Source organism: Telluria sp. PB2R4 (genome assembly GCF_059685695.1).
Genome location: NZ_JCASIC010000008.1, coordinates 211,722 through 235,259 on the forward strand (window position 1 = coordinate 211,722; position 23,538 = coordinate 235,259).

The 23,538-nt window shown below is 64.5% G+C and carries 26 protein-coding genes; 19 read left to right on the plus strand and 7 right to left on the minus strand.

Features of this window, described 5'->3' with window-relative positions; translation table 11 throughout:
* Nucleotides 1-58: 58 nt before the first annotated feature.
* From AC56LU_RS15195 to AC56LU_RS15210, 4 genes are read left to right on the plus strand one after another with little or no spacing between them, the layout of a single operon-like run.
* Nucleotides 59-790, plus strand: coding sequence for an RNA polymerase sigma factor FliA (locus AC56LU_RS15195; RefSeq protein WP_497176445.1), 732 nt, complete (start codon nt 59-61; stop codon nt 788-790).
* Nucleotides 772-1,515, plus strand: coding sequence for a flagellar motor protein (locus AC56LU_RS15200; RefSeq protein ID WP_497176446.1), 744 nt, complete (start codon nt 772-774; stop codon nt 1,513-1,515). The genes AC56LU_RS15195 and AC56LU_RS15200 overlap by 19 nt, the downstream gene beginning before the upstream one ends.
* 18 nt (nt 1,516-1,533) lie before the next feature.
* A complete protein-coding gene (motD, locus tag AC56LU_RS15205) occupies nt 1,534-2,286 on the plus strand; it encodes a flagellar motor protein MotD (protein ID WP_497176447.1) in 753 nt (250 codons plus the stop codon).
* 46 nt (nt 2,287-2,332) lie between these two features.
* The gene (locus tag AC56LU_RS15210) at nt 2,333-2,830 is read left to right on the plus strand and encodes a hypothetical protein (protein ID WP_497176448.1); all 498 of its coding nucleotides are present in this window, start codon (nt 2,333-2,335) and stop codon (nt 2,828-2,830) included.
* A 44-nt stretch (nt 2,831-2,874) separates the two neighbouring features.
* Here AC56LU_RS15210 and AC56LU_RS15215 read toward each other — a convergent pair whose 3' ends face one another.
* Complete coding sequence (locus AC56LU_RS15215; protein WP_497176449.1) at nt 2,875-4,002, minus strand: M35 family metalloendopeptidase; 1,128 nt, start codon at nt 4,000-4,002, stop codon at nt 2,875-2,877.
* Between the two features lie 254 nt (nt 4,003-4,256).
* Nucleotides 4,257-5,306 (minus strand): M35 family metalloendopeptidase, encoded by a 1,050-nt coding sequence (locus AC56LU_RS15220; protein WP_497176450.1) that lies wholly within the window; start codon nt 5,304-5,306, stop codon nt 4,257-4,259.
* A gap of 237 nt (nt 5,307-5,543) precedes the next feature.
* Between AC56LU_RS15220 and AC56LU_RS15225 the strand changes: the two genes are divergently transcribed.
* The 4 genes from AC56LU_RS15225 to AC56LU_RS15240 all read left to right on the plus strand — a co-directional run bounded on the left by AC56LU_RS15225 (nt 5,544) and on the right by AC56LU_RS15240 (nt 10,678).
* Nucleotides 5,544-7,673, plus strand: coding sequence for a putative bifunctional diguanylate cyclase/phosphodiesterase (locus AC56LU_RS15225; protein ID WP_497176451.1), 2,130 nt, complete (start codon nt 5,544-5,546; stop codon nt 7,671-7,673).
* A gap of 104 nt (nt 7,674-7,777) precedes the next feature.
* Entirely contained in the window at nt 7,778-8,209 is a 432-nt protein-coding gene (locus AC56LU_RS15230; protein WP_497176452.1) for a DUF2231 domain-containing protein, read from the plus strand.
* Nucleotides 8,206-9,492, plus strand: coding sequence for a PQQ-dependent sugar dehydrogenase (locus tag AC56LU_RS15235; RefSeq protein ID WP_497176453.1), 1,287 nt, complete (start codon nt 8,206-8,208; stop codon nt 9,490-9,492). The genes AC56LU_RS15230 and AC56LU_RS15235 overlap by 4 nt, the downstream gene beginning before the upstream one ends.
* Before the next feature lie 85 nt (nt 9,493-9,577).
* Complete coding sequence (locus AC56LU_RS15240) at nt 9,578-10,678, plus strand: hypothetical protein (RefSeq protein ID WP_497176454.1); 1,101 nt, start codon at nt 9,578-9,580, stop codon at nt 10,676-10,678.
* Between the two features lie 66 nt (nt 10,679-10,744).
* On the opposite strand, the gene AC56LU_RS15245 is transcribed toward AC56LU_RS15240, so the two are convergent.
* Together AC56LU_RS15245 and AC56LU_RS15250 are read right to left on the minus strand one after the other, a co-directional pair.
* Nucleotides 10,745-11,701, minus strand: a complete 957-nt coding sequence (locus AC56LU_RS15245; RefSeq protein ID WP_497176455.1) for a sensor domain-containing diguanylate cyclase — start codon at nt 11,699-11,701, stop codon at nt 10,745-10,747.
* A 101-nt stretch (nt 11,702-11,802) separates the two neighbouring features.
* The gene (locus AC56LU_RS15250) at nt 11,803-12,252 is read right to left on the minus strand and encodes a carboxymuconolactone decarboxylase family protein (RefSeq protein WP_497176456.1); all 450 of its coding nucleotides are present in this window, start codon (nt 12,250-12,252) and stop codon (nt 11,803-11,805) included.
* A 281-nt stretch (nt 12,253-12,533) separates the two neighbouring features.
* Between AC56LU_RS15250 and AC56LU_RS15255 the strand changes: the two genes are divergently transcribed.
* Both AC56LU_RS15255 and AC56LU_RS15260 read left to right on the plus strand, forming a co-directional pair.
* Nucleotides 12,534-13,421, plus strand: a complete 888-nt coding sequence (locus tag AC56LU_RS15255) for an RNA polymerase sigma-70 factor (protein WP_497176457.1) — start codon at nt 12,534-12,536, stop codon at nt 13,419-13,421.
* Between the two features lie 107 nt (nt 13,422-13,528).
* A complete protein-coding gene (locus AC56LU_RS15260) occupies nt 13,529-13,972 on the plus strand; it encodes a hypothetical protein (RefSeq protein ID WP_497176458.1) in 444 nt (147 codons plus the stop codon).
* A 75-nt stretch (nt 13,973-14,047) separates the two neighbouring features.
* Here the strand turns inward: AC56LU_RS15260 and AC56LU_RS15265 are convergent, their stop codons facing one another.
* From AC56LU_RS15265 to flgA, 3 genes are all read right to left on the minus strand, one after another.
* The gene (locus AC56LU_RS15265; protein WP_497176459.1) at nt 14,048-14,530 is read right to left on the minus strand and encodes a flagella synthesis protein FlgN; all 483 of its coding nucleotides are present in this window, start codon (nt 14,528-14,530) and stop codon (nt 14,048-14,050) included.
* A gap of 6 nt (nt 14,531-14,536) precedes the next feature.
* Entirely contained in the window at nt 14,537-14,860 is a 324-nt protein-coding gene (gene flgM / locus AC56LU_RS15270) for a flagellar biosynthesis anti-sigma factor FlgM (RefSeq protein WP_497176460.1), read from the minus strand.
* A 124-nt stretch (nt 14,861-14,984) separates the two neighbouring features.
* On the minus strand, nt 14,985-15,677 hold the full coding sequence (gene flgA, locus AC56LU_RS15275) for a flagellar basal body P-ring formation chaperone FlgA (RefSeq protein ID WP_497176461.1): 693 nt from the start codon (nt 15,675-15,677) through the stop codon (nt 14,985-14,987).
* 158 nt (nt 15,678-15,835) lie between these two features.
* Between flgA and flgB the strand changes: the two genes are divergently transcribed.
* The 9 genes from flgB (at nt 15,836) to flgJ (ending at nt 23,486) form a co-directional block, all read left to right on the plus strand.
* On the plus strand, nt 15,836-16,255 hold the full coding sequence (flgB, locus tag AC56LU_RS15280; RefSeq protein WP_497176462.1) for a flagellar basal body rod protein FlgB: 420 nt from the start codon (nt 15,836-15,838) through the stop codon (nt 16,253-16,255).
* Nucleotides 16,256-16,268: 13 nt separating this feature from the next.
* Nucleotides 16,269-16,670 carry a flagellar basal body rod protein FlgC gene (gene flgC, locus AC56LU_RS15285; protein ID WP_497176463.1) on the plus strand — a complete coding sequence of 134 codons (402 nt, stop codon included), beginning with the start codon at nt 16,269-16,271 and terminating at the stop codon, nt 16,668-16,670.
* 13 nt (nt 16,671-16,683) lie between these two features.
* Nucleotides 16,684-17,397, plus strand: a complete 714-nt coding sequence (locus AC56LU_RS15290) for a flagellar hook assembly protein FlgD (protein WP_497176464.1) — start codon at nt 16,684-16,686, stop codon at nt 17,395-17,397.
* Nucleotides 17,398-17,441: 44 nt separating this feature from the next.
* Complete coding sequence (locus AC56LU_RS15295; RefSeq protein ID WP_497176465.1) at nt 17,442-18,980, plus strand: flagellar hook protein FlgE; 1,539 nt, start codon at nt 17,442-17,444, stop codon at nt 18,978-18,980.
* Nucleotides 18,981-19,139: 159 nt separating this feature from the next.
* The gene (flgF, locus tag AC56LU_RS15300) at nt 19,140-19,880 is read left to right on the plus strand and encodes a flagellar basal-body rod protein FlgF (protein WP_497176466.1); all 741 of its coding nucleotides are present in this window, start codon (nt 19,140-19,142) and stop codon (nt 19,878-19,880) included.
* Nucleotides 19,881-19,944: 64 nt separating this feature from the next.
* Nucleotides 19,945-20,727 carry a flagellar basal-body rod protein FlgG gene (flgG, locus tag AC56LU_RS15305; protein ID WP_497176467.1) on the plus strand — a complete coding sequence of 261 codons (783 nt, stop codon included), beginning with the start codon at nt 19,945-19,947 and terminating at the stop codon, nt 20,725-20,727.
* Between the two features lie 2 nt (nt 20,728-20,729).
* Nucleotides 20,730-21,380 (plus strand): flagellar basal body L-ring protein FlgH, encoded by a 651-nt coding sequence (locus AC56LU_RS15310; RefSeq protein WP_497176468.1) that lies wholly within the window; start codon nt 20,730-20,732, stop codon nt 21,378-21,380.
* Between the two features lie 11 nt (nt 21,381-21,391).
* A complete protein-coding gene (locus AC56LU_RS15315) occupies nt 21,392-22,504 on the plus strand; it encodes a flagellar basal body P-ring protein FlgI (protein ID WP_497176469.1) in 1,113 nt (370 codons plus the stop codon).
* A 10-nt stretch (nt 22,505-22,514) separates the two neighbouring features.
* A complete protein-coding gene (flgJ, locus tag AC56LU_RS15320) occupies nt 22,515-23,486 on the plus strand; it encodes a flagellar assembly peptidoglycan hydrolase FlgJ (protein WP_497176470.1) in 972 nt (323 codons plus the stop codon).
* The last annotated feature ends 52 nt before the right edge of the window (nt 23,487-23,538 follow it).

A 23,538-nucleotide genomic window follows, 5' to 3' on the forward strand; every position in this document is an offset into this window, starting at 1 on the left:
ACCCGCCCACCCTACAAAAGCAGGTCCTGAACGAGATAGCGAAAGACAAGCAAAACGCATGTACACGGTCAAAGGGAAAGCGGACAAGAACCATTTGCTGACGGAGCACATGCCGTTGGTGAAGCGTCTTGCCCACCACATGAAGGCCAAGCTGCCGCCTTCGGTGGAAGTCGATGACCTGGTGCAGGCCGGCATGATGGGCCTGCTGGACGCGATCAACCGCTACGAAGACAACCACGGCGCCCAGTTCGAGACCTATGCGGTGCTGCGCATCCGCGGCGCCATGCTCGACGAGCTGCGCAGCAGCGACTGGATGCCGCGCTCCACGCGCCAGAACATGCGCAAGGTCGAGGCCGCGATGGAGGCGCTGCAGCAGCGCCTGGGCCGCCCGGCCAGCGAATCCGAAATCGCCAAGTCGCTCAAGATGTCGCTCGCCGACTACCAGGAGATGCTGGGCGACGGCGGCGGCCACCAGCTGCTCTACTACGAAGATTTCCACGACGACGAAGGCGGCAGCGACGGCTTCCTCGACCGCTATGCGGTGGACGACAGCGATCCGCTGCGCAGCCTGCTCGATACGGGCTTCCGCCAGGCCGTGATCGACGCCATCGACAATTTGCCGCCGCGCGAGAAGATGCTGATGGGCCTCTACTACGAGGAAGAACTCAACCTGAAGGAGATCGGCGCGGTCATGGGTGTGAGCGAATCACGGGTGTCGCAGTTGCATACCCAGGCCGTGTCGCGTCTGCGCGCCGCCCTCAAGGAGCAGTTGTGGACTGGGCCAGCGTAGCCGGCCTGGCGCTCGCGCTCGCGGGCATCCTGGTCGGCCATACGCTCGACGGCGGCAAGTTCGCCTCGCTGATCCAGCCGGCCGCCTTCGCCATCGTGGTGGTCGGCACGCTCGGGGCCACCCTGCTGCAGAGCGAGCGGCGCAGCTTCATGCTGGGCCTGCGCATGCTGCGCTGGGTCTTCATTCCACCCAAATCGGGCCGCGACCTGCTGTCGCGCGAGATCGCGCTGTGGAGCCTGACTGCCCGGCGCGACGGCCTGCTCTCGCTCGAGCAGTACATGGGCACGCAGGACAAGTTCATCCAGAAGGGCCTGCGCCTGGTGGTCGACGGCATCCAGCCCGAGAAGATCCGCAGCCTGCTCGAGAACGAGATCAACGCCTACGAATTCTCGCAACGCCAGGCGGCGCGCATCTGGGAATCGGCGGCCGGCTATGCGCCCACCATCGGCATCCTGGGCGCGGTGCTGGGCCTGATCCACGTGATGGAAAACCTGTCCGATCCATCGCGCCTGGGTTCCGGCATCGCGGTGGCCTTTGTCTCTACCGTGTACGGCGTGGGGCTGGCCAACCTGTTCTTCTACCCGGTCGGGAACAAGCTGAAGGCCATCGTCAGCGACAAGGTGGCCCAGTACGAAATCCTCGCCGAAGTCTTCCACGACCTCGCCACCGGCGACCACACCCGCGTGGTCGACGAACGGGTGGCGAGCCTCTTGACGCGCCACTGAGCCACGGGACACTGAGCCATGGCGCGCAAACGCTACGACGACGGTCCCGGCGAACACCACGAGCGCTGGCTGATCTCGTACGCCGACTTCATCACGCTGCTGTTCGCCCTGTTTGTGGTCATGTACGCGATCTCGATCGTCAACGAAGGCAAGTACGCGGTGCTGTCCGAAGCCCTGGGCGACGCCTTCGGCGGGCGCACCCCGGCGCCGCAGGCCTACACCAGCGTCGAACCGGTGCTGCCGCTGTCGCACATCGTCAACCGCAAGCGCCTGGAAGCGGCAAAGCGCGAGCGCGAGCGCATGGAGACGCTGGCGAAAGACCTGAACACGACCCTGCTGCCCCTGGTGAAGTCGGGCCAGGTGCGGGTGACGCAGAACGCGCGCGGCATCGGCGTCGAACTCAATGCCAGCATGCTGTTCGCGCAGGGCGAAGCCGTGCTGCAGCCGGATGCGCGCGAGGTGCTGGGCGAGGTGGCCGGGCTGCTCAGGAACGATCCGCACCGGATCGAGGTCGAAGGCCACACCGACACCTTGCCGATCACCACCGAGCGCTTCGCTTCGAACTGGGAACTGTCGGCGGTGCGCGCGGCCAGCGTGGTGCGGCTGTTCATCGAAAGCGGGGTGCAGGATGCGCGCCTGTCGGCGATCGGCCATGGCGCCACGCGCCCGGTGGCGCCGAACGACACGCCGGCCAACCAGGCCCGCAACCGGCGCGTGGCGGTGATGATCCTGGCCACGACGCCCGAGCTGCTGCCGACCGCCGTGCAATAAAATGTCATTATTGTGCTTCCAGTGAAATAAAGTTTCAGGAGCTTTCATGCATGCCAAACGATTTTTACCGTTACTGCTGCTCGTCTTCGGAGGCCTGGTGAGTACGGTCGGCGCGGTCGAGCAGGATCCGCAGGTGCGCCACCAGCTGGAAGTCGAGATCAGGAACGGCAAGGTGCTGGTGCAGCTGATCGTCCAGAACAATGGCGACACCACGATCTATGTGCCGCGCGAAGTCGCCGCCGGCGACGAACTCACGGGCCGGCGCTTCGACCTGCGCGAAGTGATCAACGGTAAAGCGGGCAAGCTGCTCGATTACACCGGCATGATGGTCAAGCGGGGCGCGCTCACGGCAAGCGATTACCAGGCGGTAGCGCCGAAAACCATGCACATGAACAGCATCGACATCACGCCGACCTATGCCTTCAAGAAGGGCCGCCACAGCTACGAGATCCGTTACGACGGCCCCTACCTGCCGGACGTGGCCCAGCTCGATGTCGTCAAGCAGAGTCCGGCCGAGCCGGTGAGGTTCAGCTTCAGCCAATAAGAGCGGGCCAGCGGTGCTGGCCCGTTTCACTTCAATCGAACGGCTTAGTTCAGCGCCGGCGTGTTCTCGCCGAAGTACTCGTGCGAGTCGGCGTTCTGCACCGCCAGGTCGGGGTTGGTGATGGCGAGGTTGGCGGCGCCCGACTGGCCATATACGTGGTCATCGGTACCGGCCACCACGTTGAAGTGGCTCATCTCGTGCACCAGCGTGCCGCCCTTCGAATCGGTGCCGGTCATCGGCGCCGACCAGAAGGCCTTGCAGACGTAGATCTTGTACGGCTGGGTCGGATACACGTAGGCGTAATACGTCTTCTTGCAGCCGCAGTCGACCGTCACCGGCTTGTTGGCGAAGGCATCCTTGATCGCGGCGAAGCTGGCCTTGACCGTGGCCACGCGGGTGGCGTTGTTGGCGCCGAACCACTTGGTGTAACGGGTGCCGATCGCGCCCGCCTGCATATACGCGTCGCTATTGCTCGCCATGCTGGAGCCGGCGGCCATCGCCTGCGTGATCGTGGTCTGCTGGGTGGTGGTGCATTTACTGAAGCTCAGCCCGCCAGCCGAGGGCGAGGGCTGGGCGGCCGCCTGCTTCATCGCTTCGATGTCGAGCATGACCTGCGACTTCTGGCCGCGCGCCACGCGGCCGTCGATCCAGACCGAGGCCGGCGCCGACACCAGGGTAGCGTTGTCGCTGTCGGCATCGAAGGCCGCGGCGGCGCCGCTGCGGCCGGCTGCGCTCGGAGTGGCCAGGAACAGCTGCGGCGACATCTGCTTGTAGCTGATCTGGTAGTCGCCGCTCACGCTCATGTCGTACAGGCTTGACAGCTCGACCTTGACGGTGTGCGAGGCGCCCGGCTTGAGCAGGAAGTAGTCGGCCTGCGTGGGCGCCGCGCGCTTGATGTGGGCGCCGAGGTAGGCTACCGGCTCGCCGTCGCGCTTGATCTCGAACAGCGCTTCTTCCATGCCTTCGAAGGGCGTGCGCGACTTCAGGATGTACTGCGGCGCGCTTGAGTTGTTGGTGATGGTGACGCGCACCACCACATCGTCATTCTGACCCAGCGCATGCTTCTCGGGTACCACGGTGACCGCCACGCCTTTCGGCGCCGCGGCCGCGTTGCAGGCTGCAGCGAGCGCAGCCATGCCCAATGCCGACTTCCAGATGCCTTTCAAGCTCATGTTCATTCTCCGTTTCCGTATGAAAATCGTTATGCGGCTTGACCTCAGCCTGTATTGAGCTGCCCGTGGAGTTACCGATAAGACATTGGGTTAGCTCAACTTCATATTTACGGAAACATGAGGATGTGTAAAGTTGAATCAGACTGGAGGTGACAATTTTTGCGAAGTGTCAACAAAACGCAAAAAGTGGCAATCGTGCGCTGGTAATCTGTATACACAAGTGCTAGGAATTGATGCCGGCGGCGGTCCTTGTTTTACTGCAGCGGCGGCGAGTTTTCGCCGAAGTACTCATGCGAGTCAGCATTGTTGACAGCGCGCGCCGGGTCGGTGCGGGCCAATTCGCCCGCCCCCTGTTGCCCGTACACGTGGTCGTCGGTGGCCGCCACCACATCGAAGTGGCTCAGCTCGTGCAGCAGCGTGCCGCCACGCGAGTCGGTGCCGGTCAGCGGGGCGGTCCAGAAGGCCTTGCAGACATAGATGACGTAGGGCTGGGCCGGATACACGTAGGCGAAATAATTCTCGTTGCAAGCGCAGTCGATCCTCAAAGGCTTGGTCTCGAAGGCGTCGCGGATGGCCGTGAAATTGGTGTTCAAGGTGGCGGCGCGGCCGCTGTCGAAGGCGCCGAACCAGGAGCCGTAGCGTGCGCCGTACTGTCCGGCCTTCAGGTAATTGTGGGCGTCCACCGTCATCGCCTTGCCCGCATCCACCGCCGCCGCCAGCTGCTCCTGCTGGGCGTTCGAGCACTTGCTGAATTCCAGCCCGCCGCTGCTGGCTGCCCCCTTGGCCGGCGCACGCGCCCCGCGCGGCAGGCGGCCGTCGATCCAGATGCTTACCGGGCTGGAGGCCAGCGCGCCGGCCATGGGGCGCATTCCGGAGGCGGCGAACAGGCCGCTCGACGACGTGCGGTAGCGCAGCTGGTAGGGGCCGGTCACGTTCATCTCGTACAGCGCCGACAGTTCGACCGTGCTGGTGAGCGAGGCGCCAGGTTCCAGCCGCACGTAGTCGCCCGGGCCGGGCGCGGGGCGCTTGGCCTTGATGCCAAGGTAGGCTACCTTCTGTCCGTCGCGCAGCACTTCGAACAGCGGCGCTGCGACGCCTTCCAGGGGGGTATGCCACTTGAGCAGGAACTGCGGCAGCGCACTCGAATTGTGCAGGGTCACCCGCACCAGCACCTCGTCGCTGCGGGCGAATTTGTCTCGCACCGGCGCGACCGTCACCGTGACATCCTGCGCCATGGCCGGCAGGGTAGGCAAGGCGAACAGTACGCAAAGGGTGCGGCTGAGCAGGGACGGGTGGCGGCGCATGGCAGGCTCCTTCAGGATGGCGGATCAGCCTACTCTGCACCCGTGCCGGGCAAGCGCCTTGCGCCATCCCAAGTGTCTATTTACCCATGGCAACAAAACCACACTGCGAGTATGGCTTATTAACAACAAACGTGATTATCTGTGAGAATTTGCTCGATTGGCGAAGAGTCGATTGCTATCATGCAATCGATATAGCTTCACGTAAATATTTCTCTTTTCTCTTCAGCTCAGACTCCCATGATGACCCAGGATTTCGTTGACGATCTGGAGGCGCCCAAGGCCCTCCTGGAACAGGGCGAGCCTGACGTCGAAGCGCAGCGCGACGTGCACCAGCACTACCTCGAGCAGGTCATCGACGGCATGCCGGCGGGCCTGGTGGTGGTGGACGCCGACCTGCGCGTGCGCTCGATGAACCGCATGATGGCCGACCTGCTGGGCGTGCCGGACGGGCTGCTGCTCGAGCAGCGCCTCAGCCTGGACGCGCTGATTCCCTCGAGCGAACTGGCCAGCCGCGCCGCCGAGGCGCTGGCCTCCGGCGCGCCGCACGACCACGTGCTGGTCACGCTCGACGGCCGCGCCGACGGCGTGTGCTACGTCGATTTCAATATTCGCCGCGCGCGCAAGGACGGCAGCACCATGCTGCTCCTGATCGGCCAGGACATCACTTTCCGCCGCAAGGCCAGGCTGCGCCTGCAGGAGAGCGAGGAATTCTTCCGGCTGACCTTCAACCAGGCCGCGGTCGGCATCGTGCTGCTGGGCGGCGATGGCCGGGTGCTGCGTACCAACAGCAAGATGACGCAGATCGTCGGCTATTCCGAGATCGAGCTGCTGCAGCGCTTCTTCCAGCAGCTCACCTGTGCGGACGACCTGGCGGACGAGCTGGCACTGATCAAGCGCCTGAAGGCCGGCGAGATCAGCGACTACCAGCGCGAAAAGCGCCTGATCCGGCGCGACGGCAGCCGCGTGTGGGTCAGCGTCAATGTCTCGCGTATGCGTGACGCCCACGGCAACCAGCGCTTCATCTGCGTCATCAAGGATATCCAGCGCCAGAAGCAGGCCGAGGAGGCGCTGCTGCGCCTGGCCAACCACGACGCCCTGACCGGCCTGCCCAACCGGGTCCTGATGCTGGACCGCCTCGGCCAGGCCATCATGCACGCGCACCGCGCGGCCCGCCAGGTAGCGGTGATGTTCATTGACCTGGACCGCTTCAAGCACGTCAACGACAGCCTCGGCCACGATGCCGGCGACGCCCTGATCGTCGAGATTGCACGCCGCCTGTCCGGCAGCCTGCGCGAAAGCGACACGGTAGCGCGCCAGGGCGGCGACGAATTCGTGGTGGTGCTGCCCGACCTGGCAGGGCGCGACGACGCGGCCGGCGTGGCGCGCAAGCTGTTGGAGAACCTGTTCCAGCCGATGACCTTGTGCGGCCAGGAAGTATTCCCCTCGGGGAGCATCGGCATTGCGATGTACCCGGGCGACGGCGCCGATGCCGCCACCCTGCTCAAGTGCGCCGACAGCGCCATGTACGGCTCCAAGGGGCAGGGCGGCAACCACCATTCCTTCTACACGGCCGAGATGGGCGAGCAGGCGGCCCTGCACCTGCGCATGGAAGGCGCGCTGCAGCGCGCCCTGCAGCGCGACGAATTCGTGCTGGTGTACCAGCCGGTGGTGCAGATCGGCAGCGGCCAGGTCACCGGCGTCGAGGCGCTGCTGCGCTGGCAGCCGGCCGGCCGGCCCTTGGTGCCCCCGGGCGAATTCATTCCGCTGGCCGAGGAGACCGGACTGATCGTGCCGATCGGCGACTGGGTCCTGGCCACCGCGATGCGCCAGCAGGTCGCCTGGCGCCGCGCCGGCCTGACGCCCTTGCGCGTCAGCGTGAACCTGTCGGCGCGCCAGTTCCTGGGCCAGGACGTGGCCCAGCGCGTCGCTGCGCTGCTCGACGAGACCGGTTGCGATCCGGCCAGCCTGACGCTCGAGATCACCGAGAGCGTGCTGATGGAGAACCCGGCGGCGGCCACCGAGACCATGGGCCGGCTGGCCGCGATGGGCGTGCAGCTGGCGATCGACGACTTCGGCACCGGCTACTCGAGCCTGGCCAGCCTGAAGCGCTTCCCGATCCACAGCCTCAAGATCGACCGCTCCTTCGTGATGGACCTGACCCAGGACCTTGATGACGCCGCCATCGTCAACGCCGTGATCGCGCTGGCGCACTCGATGAAGCTGAACGTGATCGCGGAAGGCGTCGAGACCAGTGAGCAACTGGCCTTCTTGCAGGAACACGGCTGCGACCAGATGCAGGGTTACTGCTTCAGCCGCCCGGTGGCGCCCGAGAGCATCGCGGCGATGCTGCGCAAGACGCCGGCCTGAGGCCTCGCCGGGACCGGAATTGTCTTCCGGCGTCAGCCATGCGACAGCCAATGCGGGTAGCCGATATGATTTGAGCAACTCAAATCACGATCAAGGACGATGCAATGTCTACTACCGTCATGGCCACGCCGGCCTATCGAAGCGCGCCGGGGCCGCTTCACACGATTTTGCTTGCCGGCACCGTTCCCCTGTTTCTTGGCGCATTGCTGAGCGACATCGCGTACTACAAGAGCTACCAAATTCAATGGAGCAATTTCGCTTCGTGGCTGATCGTCGGCGCCCTGGTGTTTTGCGGGCTGGCCCTGCTGTGTTCCCTGATTCATCTGCTTCGGGCGAAACCGAAGACCGGCCGTCTCAAGCTGCATGTCGTCTTGTTGCTGGCGACGTTTATGCTTGGCCTCATCAATGCATTCGAGCATGCCAAGGATGCCTGGGCTGCCATGCCCTCCGGCCTGGTGCTGTCCATCATCGTCACCGCGCTGGCCTGTGCCGCCGCCTGGCTTGGCCTCAGCACCCGTTCCGGAGGTGCGGCATGAAGACGCCATTGACCTTATTGAGCCTGGCCCTGCTGCTGAGCGCGTGCGGCGACAAGGGCGCAACGACCTTGGCGCACGGCCCGAATCCGACATTGCCGGAGCCCCAGCGAGGTTTGCTGCCAAGCATGAAAATTGCCGAACCGGCGGAGTGGGGGAGCCAAAAGCCGACCGTGCCGCAGGGCTTCACCATCACCGCGATCGCGACCGACCTGAAGATTCCGCGGCAGAGCCTGGTGCTGCCCAATGGCGATATCCTGGTTGCGGAAGGGCGGGGCGGCAATGCCGCCAAGCTCAAGCCGAAAGATGTCATTGCCGGCTATATCAAAGCGAAAGGCAATACCAAGGTCGAGGGCGGCGACCGCCTGACCCTGCTGCGCGACGCCGACGGCGACGGTGTCTACGAACTGAAAACGGTCTTCGCGGACAAGCTGAATGCCCCGTACGGCCTGGCGTTCGCCGACAACAAGCTGTACGTCGCCAACCAGGACGAACTGGTGCGCTTCGACTACCAGGAAGGCCAGACCAAGGCCGGCGGGCCGCCCACCAGCCTCGCCAAGCTGCCGTCCGAGATCAATCACCACTGGACCAAGGCGATGACCATCAGCGCCGACAAGCGCTTCCTGTATGTCGGCATCGGCTCGAACAGCAATATCACCGAGCGCGGCATGGAAGCCGAACTCGATCGGGCCCTGGTGTGGCAGATCGACGTGGCGACGGGCGCCCACAAGCCGTATGCGACCGGCCTGCGCAATCCGACCGCGCTGGCGATCCAGCCCGGCACCGGGCAACTGTGGGCCGTGGTGAACGAACGCGACGAACTGGGTCCCGACCTGGTGCCGGACTACCTGACCTCGGTGCTGGAAGGCGGTTTCTACGGCTGGCCGTACAGCTACTGGGGACAGAACGTCGACCCGCGGGTCAAGCCGCAAGACCCGAAGAAGGTCGCTGCCGCCATCAAGCCCGATTACAGCCTCGGCTCGCACGTCGCCGCGCTGGGCCTGGATTTTTCGCTGCCCGCCATGGGTGATGCCTACGCGAACGGGGTGTTCATCGGGGAGCACGGCAGCTGGAACCGCGATGAGCCGGTCGGCTACAAGGTGATCTTCGTGCCGTTCCGGGACGGGCGTCCGGCCGGGGAGCCGATCGACTTCGTGACCGGCTTCCGTGACGCCGACGGCAAGACCCGTGGGCGGCCGGTGGGCGTGACGGTCGATCCGCGCGGCGCGCTGATCGTCGCGGACGACCTGTCGAATACCGTGTGGCGAGTCGTCCGGAACCGCTGAAGCGCGCAATATGCTCAGCGCCGTGATTCTTTCCTGAATCCGGCGCGGCAGGATTGACGGCGGTCGCGCCGGCTGCGGATACTGGGTGGTCCCGACCACCCTTCTTGACTGCCTGCCGATGACGACCCTGCTGCGCTGCCTCCTTTGTGCTTCCCTGCTCGCCGGCGCGCACGCGTCGGCCGACACCAAGCCTGCCTCTGCCGCCGTGTCCGCGCAGGGCAAGGTCGCCGCCAAGCCGCTGTTCCGCGACCCGGTGTTCGACGGCGCCGCCGACCCGGTCGTCGTGCGCAATGCCGCGCGCGGCACCTGGTGGATGTTCTATACCAACCGCCGTGCGAACGTGGAAGGGCTATCGGGGGTGACCTGGGTCCACGGCACCAAGATCGGCATCGCGGAATCGCGCGACGAGGGCGCCAGCTGGACCTACGTCGGCACCGCCGACATCGAACTGCCGGCGGCGCTGGGCGGCAAGGATGCCACCCACTGGGCGCCCGACGTGGTGCGCGCCGACGACGGCAGCTACCACATGTTCCTGACCGTGGTGCCGGGCGTGTTCACCGACTGGAACCACCCGCGCCGCATCGTGCACCTCACCAGCCTTGATCTGCGCACCTGGCGCAATGCCCGCGACATCCCGTTGGCCTCGGATCGCGTCATCGACGCCGCCGTCACCCGCGTGCCCGGCGGCGGCTGGCGCATGTGGTACAACAACGAGCGCGATCACAAGTCGATCTATTACGCCGACAGTCACGACCTGGTGAACTGGAGCGAACGTGGCAAGGTCGTCGCCGACCAGGCCGGCGAAGGGCCGAAGGTGTTTCAGTGGCGCGGCGCATGGTGGATGATCACCGACGTCTGGCGCGGCCTGGCCGTCTACCGCTCGCCTGACGCCGCCACCTGGACCCGCCAGGGCGCCAATCTGCTGCAACAGCCTGGGAAGGGGATCGACGACGGCGCCATCGGCGGGCATTGCGACGTGGTGGTCAACGGCGACCGCGCCTGGCTGTTCTATTTCACCCATCCGGGACGCGGCGGCGCACATGGCGGCGCGGCTGGCGGCACCAGGAGTGCCGACGACGTCGAACAGCGCCGCAGCACGCTGCAGGTCACCGAGCTGTTCCTGTCGGGCGACACGCTGCGCGTAGAGCGCGACGCGCCCACCCGCATCGCGTTGGGCGGGGACTAAGAGCGTCTGACAAAACCCCTAGGGCAAGACGATGCAACGCTGCCATAGGGGGAATTGTCAGGCGCTCTAAGCTTCGACGTCGCAGATCCGGTCACGCCCCGCGGACTTCGCCTGGTACAGGCGGCGGTCGATCCGGTCGAGGAAGACTTCCGGATCGTCCTGGGCGCCGGGCACGATGGTGCCGATACCCATGCTGACGGTCACCAGGCGGCCGACACCTGAACGCGCGTGCGGGACTTCCTTTTGCCGCAGCAGCTTGCGGCAACGCTCGGCCACGCCGCGGGCGGCATCTGCGTCGGCGCCCGGCAGCAGGAGGACGAATTCTTCGCCGCCAAGGCGCGCGCACAGGTCGCCGGGATGCGCTGCGCCCGCATCCATCGCCTGGGCCACCAGCCGCAGGCACTCGTCGCCTTGTACATGGCCATAGTGGTCGTTGTACTGCTTGAAGTAATCGACATCGATGACCACCAGCGACAGCGGCGCGCCGCTATCGCGCGCCTTGGCCCATTCGGCCGGGTACACGGTGTCGAACATGCGCCGGTTGGCGACCCTGGTCAGGCTGTCGCGGTAGGACAGGATCTCGAGCTCGCGCTGGAGTTGAAGGATCTTGTCTTCGGCCTGCTTGCGCGCCGTGATGTCGAACATGAAGCCCACCAGGGAGTCGACGCTGCCGTCCGGGCGGCGCACCACGTGCACCACGTCGCGGATCCAGACATGGTCGCCGTCGCGCGTCAGCGCGCGGTAGTCGGCTTCGTGGTCCACGCCCTGTCGCGACTGCGCGACGCAGAAGTCGACCGTCTTCTGGCGCTCGTCTTCGTGGATGCGGTCGGCCCAGTCGTTGACGGACACCCAGCTGGATGGGCTCCAGCCCAGCAGTTCCTCGATCTGGGGGCCGATATAGGTGAAGCGCATCGTGGCCCAGTCGATCCGCCAGGGAATCGCCTTGGTCGATTCGAGCAGGGTGCGATAGACGCCGGGATCGTCACATGCGAGGGGCTGGGAGTGGGGGAGCGAAGCGGTCATGGCGTGTGGGGCAGGGAAGGAAGCGCATTGTGCGCCGAAAGCATGGGTTGCCGTCAAGTAGAACCATCGCGGCGTTACGCCATCGTCCCGCCCAGCATTATTTACGCTCTTGCAAGAGGCTTCATCCGGAAGCTGATCCCCATGCGATTGATAGCATTCATGGCTGCAATCACGAGTGTCAGCTCGACGAGCGCTTTTTCGCCGAACACAGCGAGGGCTGCGGCGTATGCTTCATCAGAAGCATGTGTTTCGCTGACGCGCGTTACCTCTTCCGTCCAGGCGAGCGCTGCTTGTTCCCGATCCGAGAACAAATAGCTCACCTCCTCCCACACCGGCACCAATACAATCTTGTCGACTGCCATGCCACTCTTGATGAGGTCGCGGGTATGGATATCGATACAGTGCGCACAGCCGTTGATTTGTGAAGCTCTTAAAAACACCAGGTGAATCAACTCGCTGGCTAGACTTGTTCCAGTTGTAACGTAATGATGAAGTGCGCCAACAGCCTTGGCACCCTCGGCAGACGCTTGAAACCAATTCGGACGTTTCATGAACTTTCCTCGTTTAGAAGTTTGGCGGATGACAGTTTGAGTCACTGTTGCTTCTTAGACGTCCGCAGCGGCCGGTTTGTGACAAGCAGCAGTCTTGCTAGAGAAAAAGTCACGCGTCGGGGTCAAGCATGAGGTGTTGGCGTGCTGGCAGGATCGGTAACGCGGAAAGAAAAAAGGCCGGAAATTTGTCACAGCGAGCCAGCCTGCTTCGTCTGATAGGCATGAACTTTTATGGCTTCCAAGGTGCACGATGGCCGAACCGGAGAGGATTCACAAAAATCATGATCGATCACGCTGACTCGAAGCCGGAAGAGATATTCAATGCGCTTCGTCCACGCTTGTTTTCTATCGCGTACCGTATGCTTGGTATTCGTGCAGACGCCGAGGATGTTGTGCAGGATGCCTGGCTGCGCTGGCATGGCGCGCCTAAAGATCACATCCAGTCTCAAGAAGCATGGCTGGTAACTGTTACGACGCGCCTCGCAATCGATCGGCTGCGAACGGCCAAGCTTGATCGTGAGGCGTATATCGGTTGGTGGTTGCCGGAACCCCTGGTTGAACTTGACGAAAAAACGCCTGAAAGCACGCTTGAACTGGCTGATGACGTATCGGTTGCATTCATGTGGATTCTGGAACGTCTATCTACCGAAGAGCGTGCAGCGTTTTTAATGCGCCAGGTTTTCGACTCCGATTATTCGGAGATCGCCGACGTGGTAAAAAAGTCGGAACCAGCATGCCGGCAGCTTGTACACCGTGCATTGGCGCGCGTTCAGCAGGAACGGCCGCGCTTCGACGTCCCCAAGGATAAGCACCGCGAATTGCTCGGCAAGTTCGTCCAGGCTGCAAGGCAGGGCAGTCTTGCGGATATGCGTGCCTTGATGTCCGACGATGTGCAGTTGGTGTCCGACGGCGGAGGCAAGGTCAAGTCCTTCATGCATGTTCTAAAGGGCGCAGGTCGGGTCGCAGGCGTCTTCTGGACACTCGAACACAAGTTTCCATTGCAAATTGCATACAAAATCGCTCTCGTCAATGGTGAGCCAGGTGTGCTGCGTTTTGTGCAGGGAAAGCTGGAGTCGGTGCAGTCGTTTATCGTCGACAACGAACGAATCGTGGCAGTCTTCATCATGCGCAACCCAGAAAAGCTGGTATCGGTACCCCAGGCAATTTAGAGCTGCCTGATCACGAATGGGACCATGTTCCACCACCGGTGGGGGTCTCGCCCAAACAATCCGCATCCTATAATTTTCACCTGACCGCAACATTCAAAGGATGCACCATGAAGATGACCCGCCTGTTTGCCGCCGCGTTCGTGGCACTGCTGCTGTGCGCTTCGGCCAAGGCTGCCGAGCCGGAAGAGCATTTCCTGCTGACCCCGGCCCTGCTGGCGAAGCTGAAGGCCGCCGCGCCGGACATCAAGAAGCTCGAAAAGGACGACGACGAGGAACGGGACGACGGCAAGAGCAGGAACCTGTCGGCCGACGATTTCGCACGGGTGCTCGACAAGGAGCCGCGCGCCAGGGCGGTGCTGGCCAGGCACGGCCTGAGCACCCGCGAGTTTGCGCTCACTACCTACGCGATGATGCATGCCGGGATGTTCGTCGGCCTGGAGCCGAGCATGAACAAGAAGCAGGCGGCCGACATGCTGGCCTCGTTCACGAAGGAACAGCGCGCCAATGTGGCGCTGCTGCGCAAGACGGATATGAGCGCTTTCAACAAGTAAGGACAGATTCGCCAAACGACAATGGCCGCGCAAGCGGCCATTTTTCATGGAAGGCGGGCTTAGCCGCTCAGCCGCTCAGCCGACCACGTAGCGCTTCGATGCGCCGCCGCCGATCGCCTGGCCGCTGGAGCCATACACGCCGCCGGCTTCCGGACCCGCCGGCATGCGCAGCGCGTTGAGCACGCCCTGGTTGTGCGCCATCTGCTTGTTGATCAGCATGCCGTTGACGCGGTTGAGTTCCTTCGCTTCACGGGCCAGCGTCAGGAGCTCTTCCCACTGGGCCCGCGCTTCAAGGCTGCCGCCCACGGCCAGCCACGGTTCCATGCCCGCTTCCGCGCCTTCGCAGCCGGCAGCAAGCAGCGCCGCGTGGCGCTGGGCCGACAAATCGGCGAGCGCCTGCAGCAGTGCGTTCTTGCGGGGAGTGAGTTCTGCCAGCCCGTCGGCGTCGGCTGCGACGAGCAGCTGCTGTTCCTGTTTCATCAGCGCGATCAGGGCGTTGACGTGTTGCTGTTCTGCGGCGAGGGTCGCGTTCGGAGTCAGGACGGGGCTGGTGGGCATGAAGGTTTATCGCTTGCGTGAATGGAGCAAGTCGCGCACGGTGTCGAGCAGGCCGTCGGCGACTTTCTCGGAGTTGACCTGGAACTGGCCATCGGCGATGGCCATCTTGATGCGTTCGACTTTCTTGGTGTCGAACACCTGGTTGTTGCCGCCTACCGCATTGGCCATGGCCTGGCCCTGCGAGGACAGGCGCACGCTGTCGGTCGCGGCCGCAGTGGTGGTGGTCGTTGCGGTCGTGGCGGCCTTGTCGGCGCCGCGCGCGCTGGCGGTACCGTTGGCATTGGTGGGCTGAAGGCCTGGGTTGCCCTTGAGGTTATCGTTGATTTTCACAGCATCATCCTTCTCTGTTCGGAGCGGAAACTCCGGGATCTGCATCGTGTATCGGCAAGGATTTCACAAACTTTAGCGCAGAAAAGGGTGTTCGTTAAAATTATGCAAATTCGTCAAGGGCGATTCAGATCGCCACTTCGATGATCCCGCCCGCGCGCGCGGTGCCGCTCACGACCTGGCCCGACTGGGTGCGCGCCTGCGCCACCTGGCCTTCGCCGGCATTGCTGATCGCCTTCGCTTCGGCCGAGACCGAGAAATTGCTTCCTTTCGATACCAGGCGCACCGCCTGGCCTTGCTGGACCACCGGCCGGGATTTCAGCGTGTCGAGGCGCAGCGGGGTGCCGGCGGGCAGGGAGGCGGTCGGCGTGCGGCCGATGGCCTGGGCCATGTCGGTGATGATGCCGTTCGGCATGGCGGCGATGTCGCCTTTCATCATGACGAGCTGGGCGGCGTCGACCGGCTGGCCCTGGGCCAGCGGCACGGCGGCCGCGACATAGTCGGCCATCACGTTCACGGTGGCCTGAATATACACCGTCCATGGCGATGGGGCGGTGCAGCGCACCCCGACCGTTGTTTTTCCCCACGCCCGCGCGCCCGGCTGCTGGAAGGCTTCCGGCGCCGGGCAGCTGGCCAGGCTGGTACGCGGGTCGACCTGGCCCACCATGACCGTTACCTGGCCCGGCAGGCCGGCGGTCTGGGTCTGCAGGTATTGTTCGACGACGGTGCGCAGGGCCGGCAGGTTCTGGCGCTGTGCGGCTTGCTGCGCATTCACAAACGGGGCGGCAAGAACGAACAGGACGGCAAGAATGCGTTTCATGGGACGGATGGAAAGGGTAGATGCTGCCATTTTAGGCAGAGCGATTCTTCAACGAAACTTTGAATAGCCGGGGTTTGGCCTCCTTTCTCGACCGATTGGGAAGTGTTGCTCCTACGTATCATCGGTGCTGTCCCAACAAGTCTGTGCCAGGAGGCGGCATGATCGGCAAAATCGACCAGTACCTGAGTTTCAATGAAACGGCCCTGTCCCTGCGTGCCCAGCGCCAGGAACTGCTGGCGTCGAACATCGCCAACGCCGACACGCCGAACTACAAGGCGCGCGACATCGATTTCAACAGCGCGCTGCAGGGCGCCCTGGCAGCGAAAGGAGCGGCGGCGAGTCCGCTGGCCACCACCGCCGCGCAGCACATCGGCCGCGGTCTGCCGTCCGGCAATACGCTGGCCAACGGCACCCCGGTGATGTATCGCGGCGAAGTGCAGGGCAGCGTGGATGGCAATACCGTCGACATGGACGTGGAACGCAACCAGTTTGCCGACAACGCGCTGCGCTACGAGGCCGGCATCACGCTGATCAACCACCAGATCAAGGGCCTGCTGGCGGCCATCCAGGGACAATAAAGGTTAACTGACTATGTCGCTCTTCAATATCTTCAACGTTTCCGGTTCGGCCATGAGCGCCCAGGCCCAGCGCCTGAACACCGTGGCCTCCAACCTGGCCAACGCCGACAGCGCCACCAGCCCGACCGGCGAAGCCTACCGGGCCAAGGCGGTGGTGTTCGAGTCCGTGCCCCAGCAGTCCGGCGCCACCGGCGTGCGCGTACGCGAAGTGGTCGAGGACCCGTCGCCGCTCAAGCAGGTCTACGACCCCAAGCATCCGCTGGCCGATGAGAAGGGCTATGTGGCGATGCCCAACGTGAACGTGGTGGACGAGATGGTCAACATGCTGTCGGCCTCGCGCTCCTACCAGACCAACGTCGAGACCATGAATGCGGCCAAGACCATGCTGCTCAAGACACTGACCCTCGGTCAATAACCACTAGGCCAACATGACCACCGTAAACAACACCACCGGCGCCAGCAACAACGTCAGCGACCTGATGTCGACCATGAATGCCAGGAAGGCCGAAGTCGACGGCGTCCAGGCCGATACCGACAAGTTCATGACCCTGCTCGTGACCCAGCTGAAGAACCAGGATCCGCTGAACCCGCTCGACAACGCCCAGGTGACCAGCCAGCTGGCCCAGCTGCAGACGGTTACCGGCGTCAACAAGCTCAACAGCACGCTGGAATCGCTCAAGGCCAGCTACCAGTCTTCGGAAGCGATGCAGGCGACCAACCTGATCGGCCACGGCGTGCTGGTCGAGGGCTACCAGGCGCAGCTGAGCGGCGGCAAGGCCATCCTCGGCGTCGAACTCGACAGCGCGGCCGACAAGGTGCAGGTCGTCATCACCAGCTCGACCACCGGCAAGGAAGTCGCCACCATCGAGCTCGGCGCCCAGGAAGCCGGCGTGCTGCCGATCGCCTGGGACGGCGTGGTCGATCCGACGAAAGTCGATGCCGACGGCAAGCCGGTCACGCTGCCCGACGGAACCTACACCTACAAGGTGGTCGCGAGCCGCGCCGGCGAGGAACTGAAGGATGCGCGCACCCTGTCCTTCGACAGCGTCGCCAGCGTCACCACCAATTCCAAGGACGGCGTCAAGCTGAACCTGCCGGTCAAGGGTGCCGTCGCCATGGCCGATATCAAACAAGTCCTGTAAGCCAAGCCGCTTACCTCGCTTCACCCTACTTTCAGGAGTACACCATGTCTTTCCAACAAGGCCTGAGCGGCTTGAACGGCGCTGCCAAATCCCTCGACGTCATCGGTAACAACATCGCCAACGCGAGCACGGTCGGCTTCAAGGGCTCGACCACCCAGTTCGCCGACGTCTACGCCAGCTCGCTCAACGGCGCCGGCGGCATCTCGGCCGGCATCGGCGTGAAGGTGGCGAACATCGCCCAGCAGTTCACCCAGGGTAACGTCGAAGCCTCGAACAATCCGCTCGACATCGCCATCAACGGCGCCGGCTTCTTCCGTACCGAAGCCTCGGGCATGGTGCAGTACAGCCGCAATGGCCAGTTCTCGCTGGACAAGGGCGGTTTCCTGATCAACGCCCAAGGGGCGAAGCTGACCGGCTACGGCCTGAACGCGTCCGGCGCGCTGGTGGCCGGCGCGCCGACCCCGCTGCAGATCGACACCGCCGACCTGGCGCCGGTGAAGACCGAAGAGGTGCGCATGGAGCTGAACCTGGATTCGCGCAGCCTGCCGCCGACCAATACCCCGTTCAACGCCGACGACCCGACCACCTACAACAAGCAGACCCCGATGAGCGTGTACGACACGCTGGGCAATCCGCACGTGCTGTCGACCTTCTATGTCAAGGGCACCACGCCGGGAACCTGGGACGTGTACGCGGCCAAGGACGGCGTCGAATTGAGCAACCTGGCGGTGGCTGCCGCCGCAACCGGCAACACGCCGGCGCATGCCGCGGTGAATACCGCCCGCAGCAACTGGGAAGCCGCCACCAAGGCCGTGCCCCCGGTCGCTGCCACCATCAGCGCCGCCCTGGGGGCCTACGCCACCGCCGCCTCGGCGATGGTCGCGGCTGCAGCCGGCGCCAAGGGCGCGCTTCCGGCCAACGTCACCGAGATCAATACCGCCGCCACCACTGCCGGCGCGGTCCCGGGCGGCACGCCGGACGAGGTGGACGCCGCCATGGCCAAGGTCATCAAGGTGCCGGCCACACCGGTCGGCACCCTGGCCTTCGACAGCAATGGCGGCCTGAACAAGGTAAGCTCGACCGACGCCGGCAAGCTCGCGGTGACCGTGCCGGTGTACCCGTCGACCGGTTCCGAACTGACCCTGCCGCTCACCATCGACTACGACGGCACCACCCAGTACGGCACCGCCACCAGCGAGAAGCGGCTGGTCCAGGACGGCTACGCGGCCGGCAACCTGCAGCGCTTCACCACCGGCGCCGACGGCACCATCCTGGGACAGTACAGCAACGGCCAGACCAAACCGCTGGGCCAGGTGATCCTGGCTAACTTCACCAACCCGAACGGCCTGGAGCCGCTGGGTAACAACGCCTGGGCCGAATCGTCCAGCTCGGGCGTGCCCCTGCTCGGTACGCCGAACAGCGGCGGCCTGGGTGTGCTGCAGCAGTCGGCGGTGGAGAGTTCGAACGTCGACCTGACCGCGGAGCTGGTCAACATGATCACCGCCCAGCGTGTGTACCAGGCGAATGCGCAGACCATCAAGACGCAGGATTCGGTGTTGCAGACGCTGGTGAACCTGCGTTAATCGGCATAGCGAAAGCTGGTTGAACGCGTGGGCGGGGGACCCGCCCACCCTACGAAAACCACGGACCCGTAGGGTGGGCAGGGCAAGACAGTCCAGTGGACTGTCTTGCGCCCACGCGTTCAGCCGGTCCAAGCGCAGCCGCACAATGGAGATAACCATATGGACCGCCTGATCTACACCGCCGCCAGCGGCGCCAAGCACATCCTGGAACAGCAGGCCACGACCTCGAACAACCTGGCCAACGTGAACACCACGGGCTTCCGCGCCCAGCTGGACGTGTTCCGCGCCGTGCCGGTGCAGAGCGAAGGCCTGCCGACCCGCGCCTTCGTGGTCAACTCGACGGCAGCCGCCGACTTCACGCCGGGCGCGCTGCAGATCACCGGGCGCGATCTCGACGTCGCCATCAAGGGCGCGGGCTGGTTCGCGGTGCAGATGCCGGACGGTACCGAAGCCTATACCCGCAACGGCTCGCTCCAGACCAGCCAGAACGGCCTGCTCACCACCGCCGGCGGCGCCACCATTGCGGGCGAGGGCGGCCCGATCACGATCCCGCCCGACGTCACCGTCACCGTGGGCGGCGACGGCACCATTTCCACTGTTTCCACCACCGACCAGCCGGCGGTCGCCAACATCCTCGGGCGCCTGAAGCTGGTCAATCCGCCGACGGAGAACATGGTGCGCGGCGACGACGGCCTGTTCCGCCTGAAGGATGGCGGCACCGCCCAGCCCGATCCGGCGGTGAACGTGGCCGGTGGCGCCCTGGAGGGCAGCAACGTCAGCGCCATGGATGCGATGGTGAACATGATCACGTTGGCACGTTCTTTCGAGACCCAAATGAGCCTGCTGAAGAACGCCGAGAATAACGCGGCGAAAGCCACCCAGATCCTCGCTTTGAATTGATAGTTGCTCCAGCATAATTCTCCTGTACGTGGCGGACCTCGTCTGCCGCCTTTAGGAGAATTCCATGATCCGTTCGCTGTATATTGCCAAGACCGGCCTCGAAGCGCAGCAGACCAACCTCGACGTCATTTCGAACAACCTCGCCAACGTCAGCACCAGTGGATTCAAACGATCCCGCGCCGTGTTCGAGGACCTGCTGTACCAGAACATCCGCCAGCCCGGCGCCCAGTCCTCGCAGCAGAACAACCTGCCTTCGGGCCTGCAGATCGGTACCGGCGTGCGCACCGTCGCCACCGAGCGCATCCATACCCAGGGCAATCCGCAGCTGACCAGTAACTCGAAGGACGTGATGGTCAACGGCTCCGGCTTCTTCCCGGTGCTGCTGCCGGACGGCACCCAGGCCTATACCCGCGACGGCTCCTTCCAGACCGACCAGAACGGCCAGCTGGTCACCTCCAGCGGCTTCGTGATCCAGCCCGCCATCACCATCCCGGCGAATGCCGAATCGATTACCGTCGGCCGCGACGGCACGGTATCGGTGAAGCTGCCCAACACCGTGGCGCCGACCCAGATCGGTTCGCTGCAGCTGGCCACCTTCATCAACCCGGCCGGCCTGGAGTCGCGCGGCGAGAACCTGTACGTCGAGACCGGCGCCTCGGGCAACCCGAACCTGAACGTGCCGGGCACCAACGGCGCCGGCGTGCTGATGCAGGGGTATGTCGAATCGTCGAACGTGAACGTGGTCGAGGAAATGGTCAACATGATCCAGACCCAGCGCGCCTACGAGATCAACAGCAAGGCGATCACCACGTCCGACCAGATGCTGCAGAAACTGTCCCAGTTATAAACATGAAATTCGCATCTTTTGTCGCCGTTGTGCTGCTGGCCCTGGCCGGCTGCTCGACCACCCCGAGTACCATCGTCCAGGGCCCGACCTCGTCGCGCCCGATGCTGGTGCAGGCTGCGCCGGCCAACGACGGCGCCATCTACAACGCCAACAGCTACCGTCCGATGTTCGAAGACCGCCGCGCGCGCCATATCGGCGACCTGCTGACGGTGAACATCAGCGAGCGCACCTCGGCCGGCAAGTCGGGCGCCAGCACCGGCAGCAAGTCGGGCAGCGCCAGCTTCGCGGTGCCGGGCCCGCTGCAGGCCCGGATCGGTGCCAGCGTGGGGCTGGAGGGCGCGAACAAGTTCGCCGATGCCGATACCCAGAGCGCCTCGAACAACTTCACCGGCACGCTCGGCGTCACGGTCACCGAAGTGCTCGCCAACGGCAACCTGATCGTGGCCGGCGAAAAGCAGGTGGCGATGAACAAGGGCATCGAGTACATCCGCTTCTCGGGCATGGTCGCGCCGGACACCATCCAGCCAGGCAATGTCGTCGCTTCCACCGTGATCGCCGACGCCCGCGTCGAATACCGTACCAACAGCCGCGTCGACAAGGCCGAGGTGAGCAATATGTTCTCGCGCTTCTTCCAGTCGATGCTGCCGTTCTAAGGACCGTTGTCATGAAATTCGCTTACCAAGCCCTGATTTGTGCAGCCGTGCTGGCTCAGTTGACTATGGCCCCGCTGGCCCAGGCCGAGCGCATCAAGGACCTCGCCAGCATCGCCGGCGTGCGCCAGAACCAGCTGTCGGGCTACGGCATCGTCGTGGGCCTGGACGGCACCGGCGACCAGACCAGCCAGACGCCCTTTACCGTGCAGTCGATCCAGGCGATGCTGCAGCAGAAAGGCGTCAACCTGCCGCCGGGCACCCAGCTGCAGCTCAAGAACGTCGCGGCCGTGATGGTCACGACCTCGCTGCCGGCCTTCGCCCAGCCGGGCCAGACCATCGACATCACCGTGTCCTCGATCGGTAACGCGAAGAGCCTGCGCGGCGGCACCCTGTTGATGACGCCGCTGCACGGCGCCGACGGGCAGGTGTATGCCATGGCCCAGGGCAATGTGCTGGTTGGCGGCGTCGGCGCCCAGGCCGGCGGCGCCCAGGTGCAGGTGAATCACCTGTCGGTGGGCAAGGTGTCGAGCGGCGCCACGGTCGAGCGCGCCGTCGCCTCGAATCTCGGCGCCGACAACCAGATCCGCCTGGAGCTGAACCAGACCGATTTCTCGACCGCCGCACGGGTGGTCGAGGCCATTAACGACCAGTTCGGCGCCGGCATCGCCACCGCCCTGGACGGCCGCGTGATCCGCGTGCGCACCCCGTCCTCGAGCGACCAGCGGGTGGCCTTTATTGGTCAGTTAGAAAGTATTGACATCAATCGAGCCCGTGATTCAGCAAAAGTCATCATGAATGCGCGGACCGGTTCGGTCGTGATGAACCAGGCCGTGATGCTGGACAGCTGCGCGATCTCGCATGGCAACCTGACCGTGACGGTGGGCGCCGACACCGACGTGAGCCAGCCGAACCCGGGTTCGCGCGGCGCCACCGTCGTCACCCAGAACAGGTCGGTCGACATCAAGAAGGATCCGGGCCGCGTCCTGATGATCAAGGGCGGCGCCTCGCTGGCCGAGGTGGTCAAGGCCATGAATTCGATCGGCACCACCCCGCAAGACCTGCTGGCGATCCTGCAGGCCCTGAAAGCCGCCGGCTCGCTGCGCGCGGAACTGGAAATCATCTAAGGCTGCAACCATGATCGGCTCTCCTTCCACTGACCTCACCAGCAAGTTCGCCCTCGACACCAAGGGGCTGGGCGAACTCAAGCAAGGCGCCCGGAACGGCTCGCCCGCCGCACTGAAGGAGGCGGCCACGCAGTTCGAAGCCATGTTCATCAACATGATGATGAAGAGCATGCGCGACGCGACGCCGCAGGAGGGCCTGATGGACAACAACCAGTCCAAGATGTTCACCGGCATGCTCGACCAGCAGCTGAGCCAGAACCTGGCCAAGCGCGGCATGGGCCTGGCCGACGTACTGACCCGCCAGTTGACCGCGAACCAGATGGGCGCGCAGGCGCTGGCGATCGGCGCCGATGGCGCAGCGTACGCAAACTCGGCCGGCAATGCCGCCGCCGCGGCATCGACACTGGCGCCGCTGGACGGCAGCATGCGTCCGGGCATGGACGCCGCCACCATGATCAAGACCGGCGCCAGGCAGCCGGGCGCGCCGGTGCTGCCCCTGACCACGGACAGCGGCCGGATCCAGGCGCCGCACGTGCGCGCCTTCCAGGAAAAGCTGCATGCGCACGCGGCCGAGGCCGAGCGCGCCACCGGCGTGCCGGCCAAGTTCATGCTCGGCCAGGCGGCGCTGGAAAGCGGCTGGGGCAAGCGCATGATCAGGAACAGCGACGGCAGCAACAGCAACAACCTGTTCGGCATCAAGGCCGGCCCGGGCTGGAAGGGCAAGGTCGCCACCGCCGTGACCACCGAGTACGTCAACGGCGTGGCGCACCGGAAGGTCGAGAAGTTCCGCGCCTACGACACGCCGGCCGATTCGTTCAAGGATTACGCCAACATGCTGGCCAAGAACCCGCGCTACGAAAAAGTGCTGGACAGCGGCGGCGATGCCGCGGCCTTCGCCCACGGCCTGCAGCGCGCCGGCTATGCCACCGACCCGCTGTATGCGGCCAAGCTGACCAAGATTATCAAGAATTCATTGGCCTGACGGATGCATTGGTAGGGTGGGCAGGTTTCCTGCCCACGCGTCCAGCAAGCAT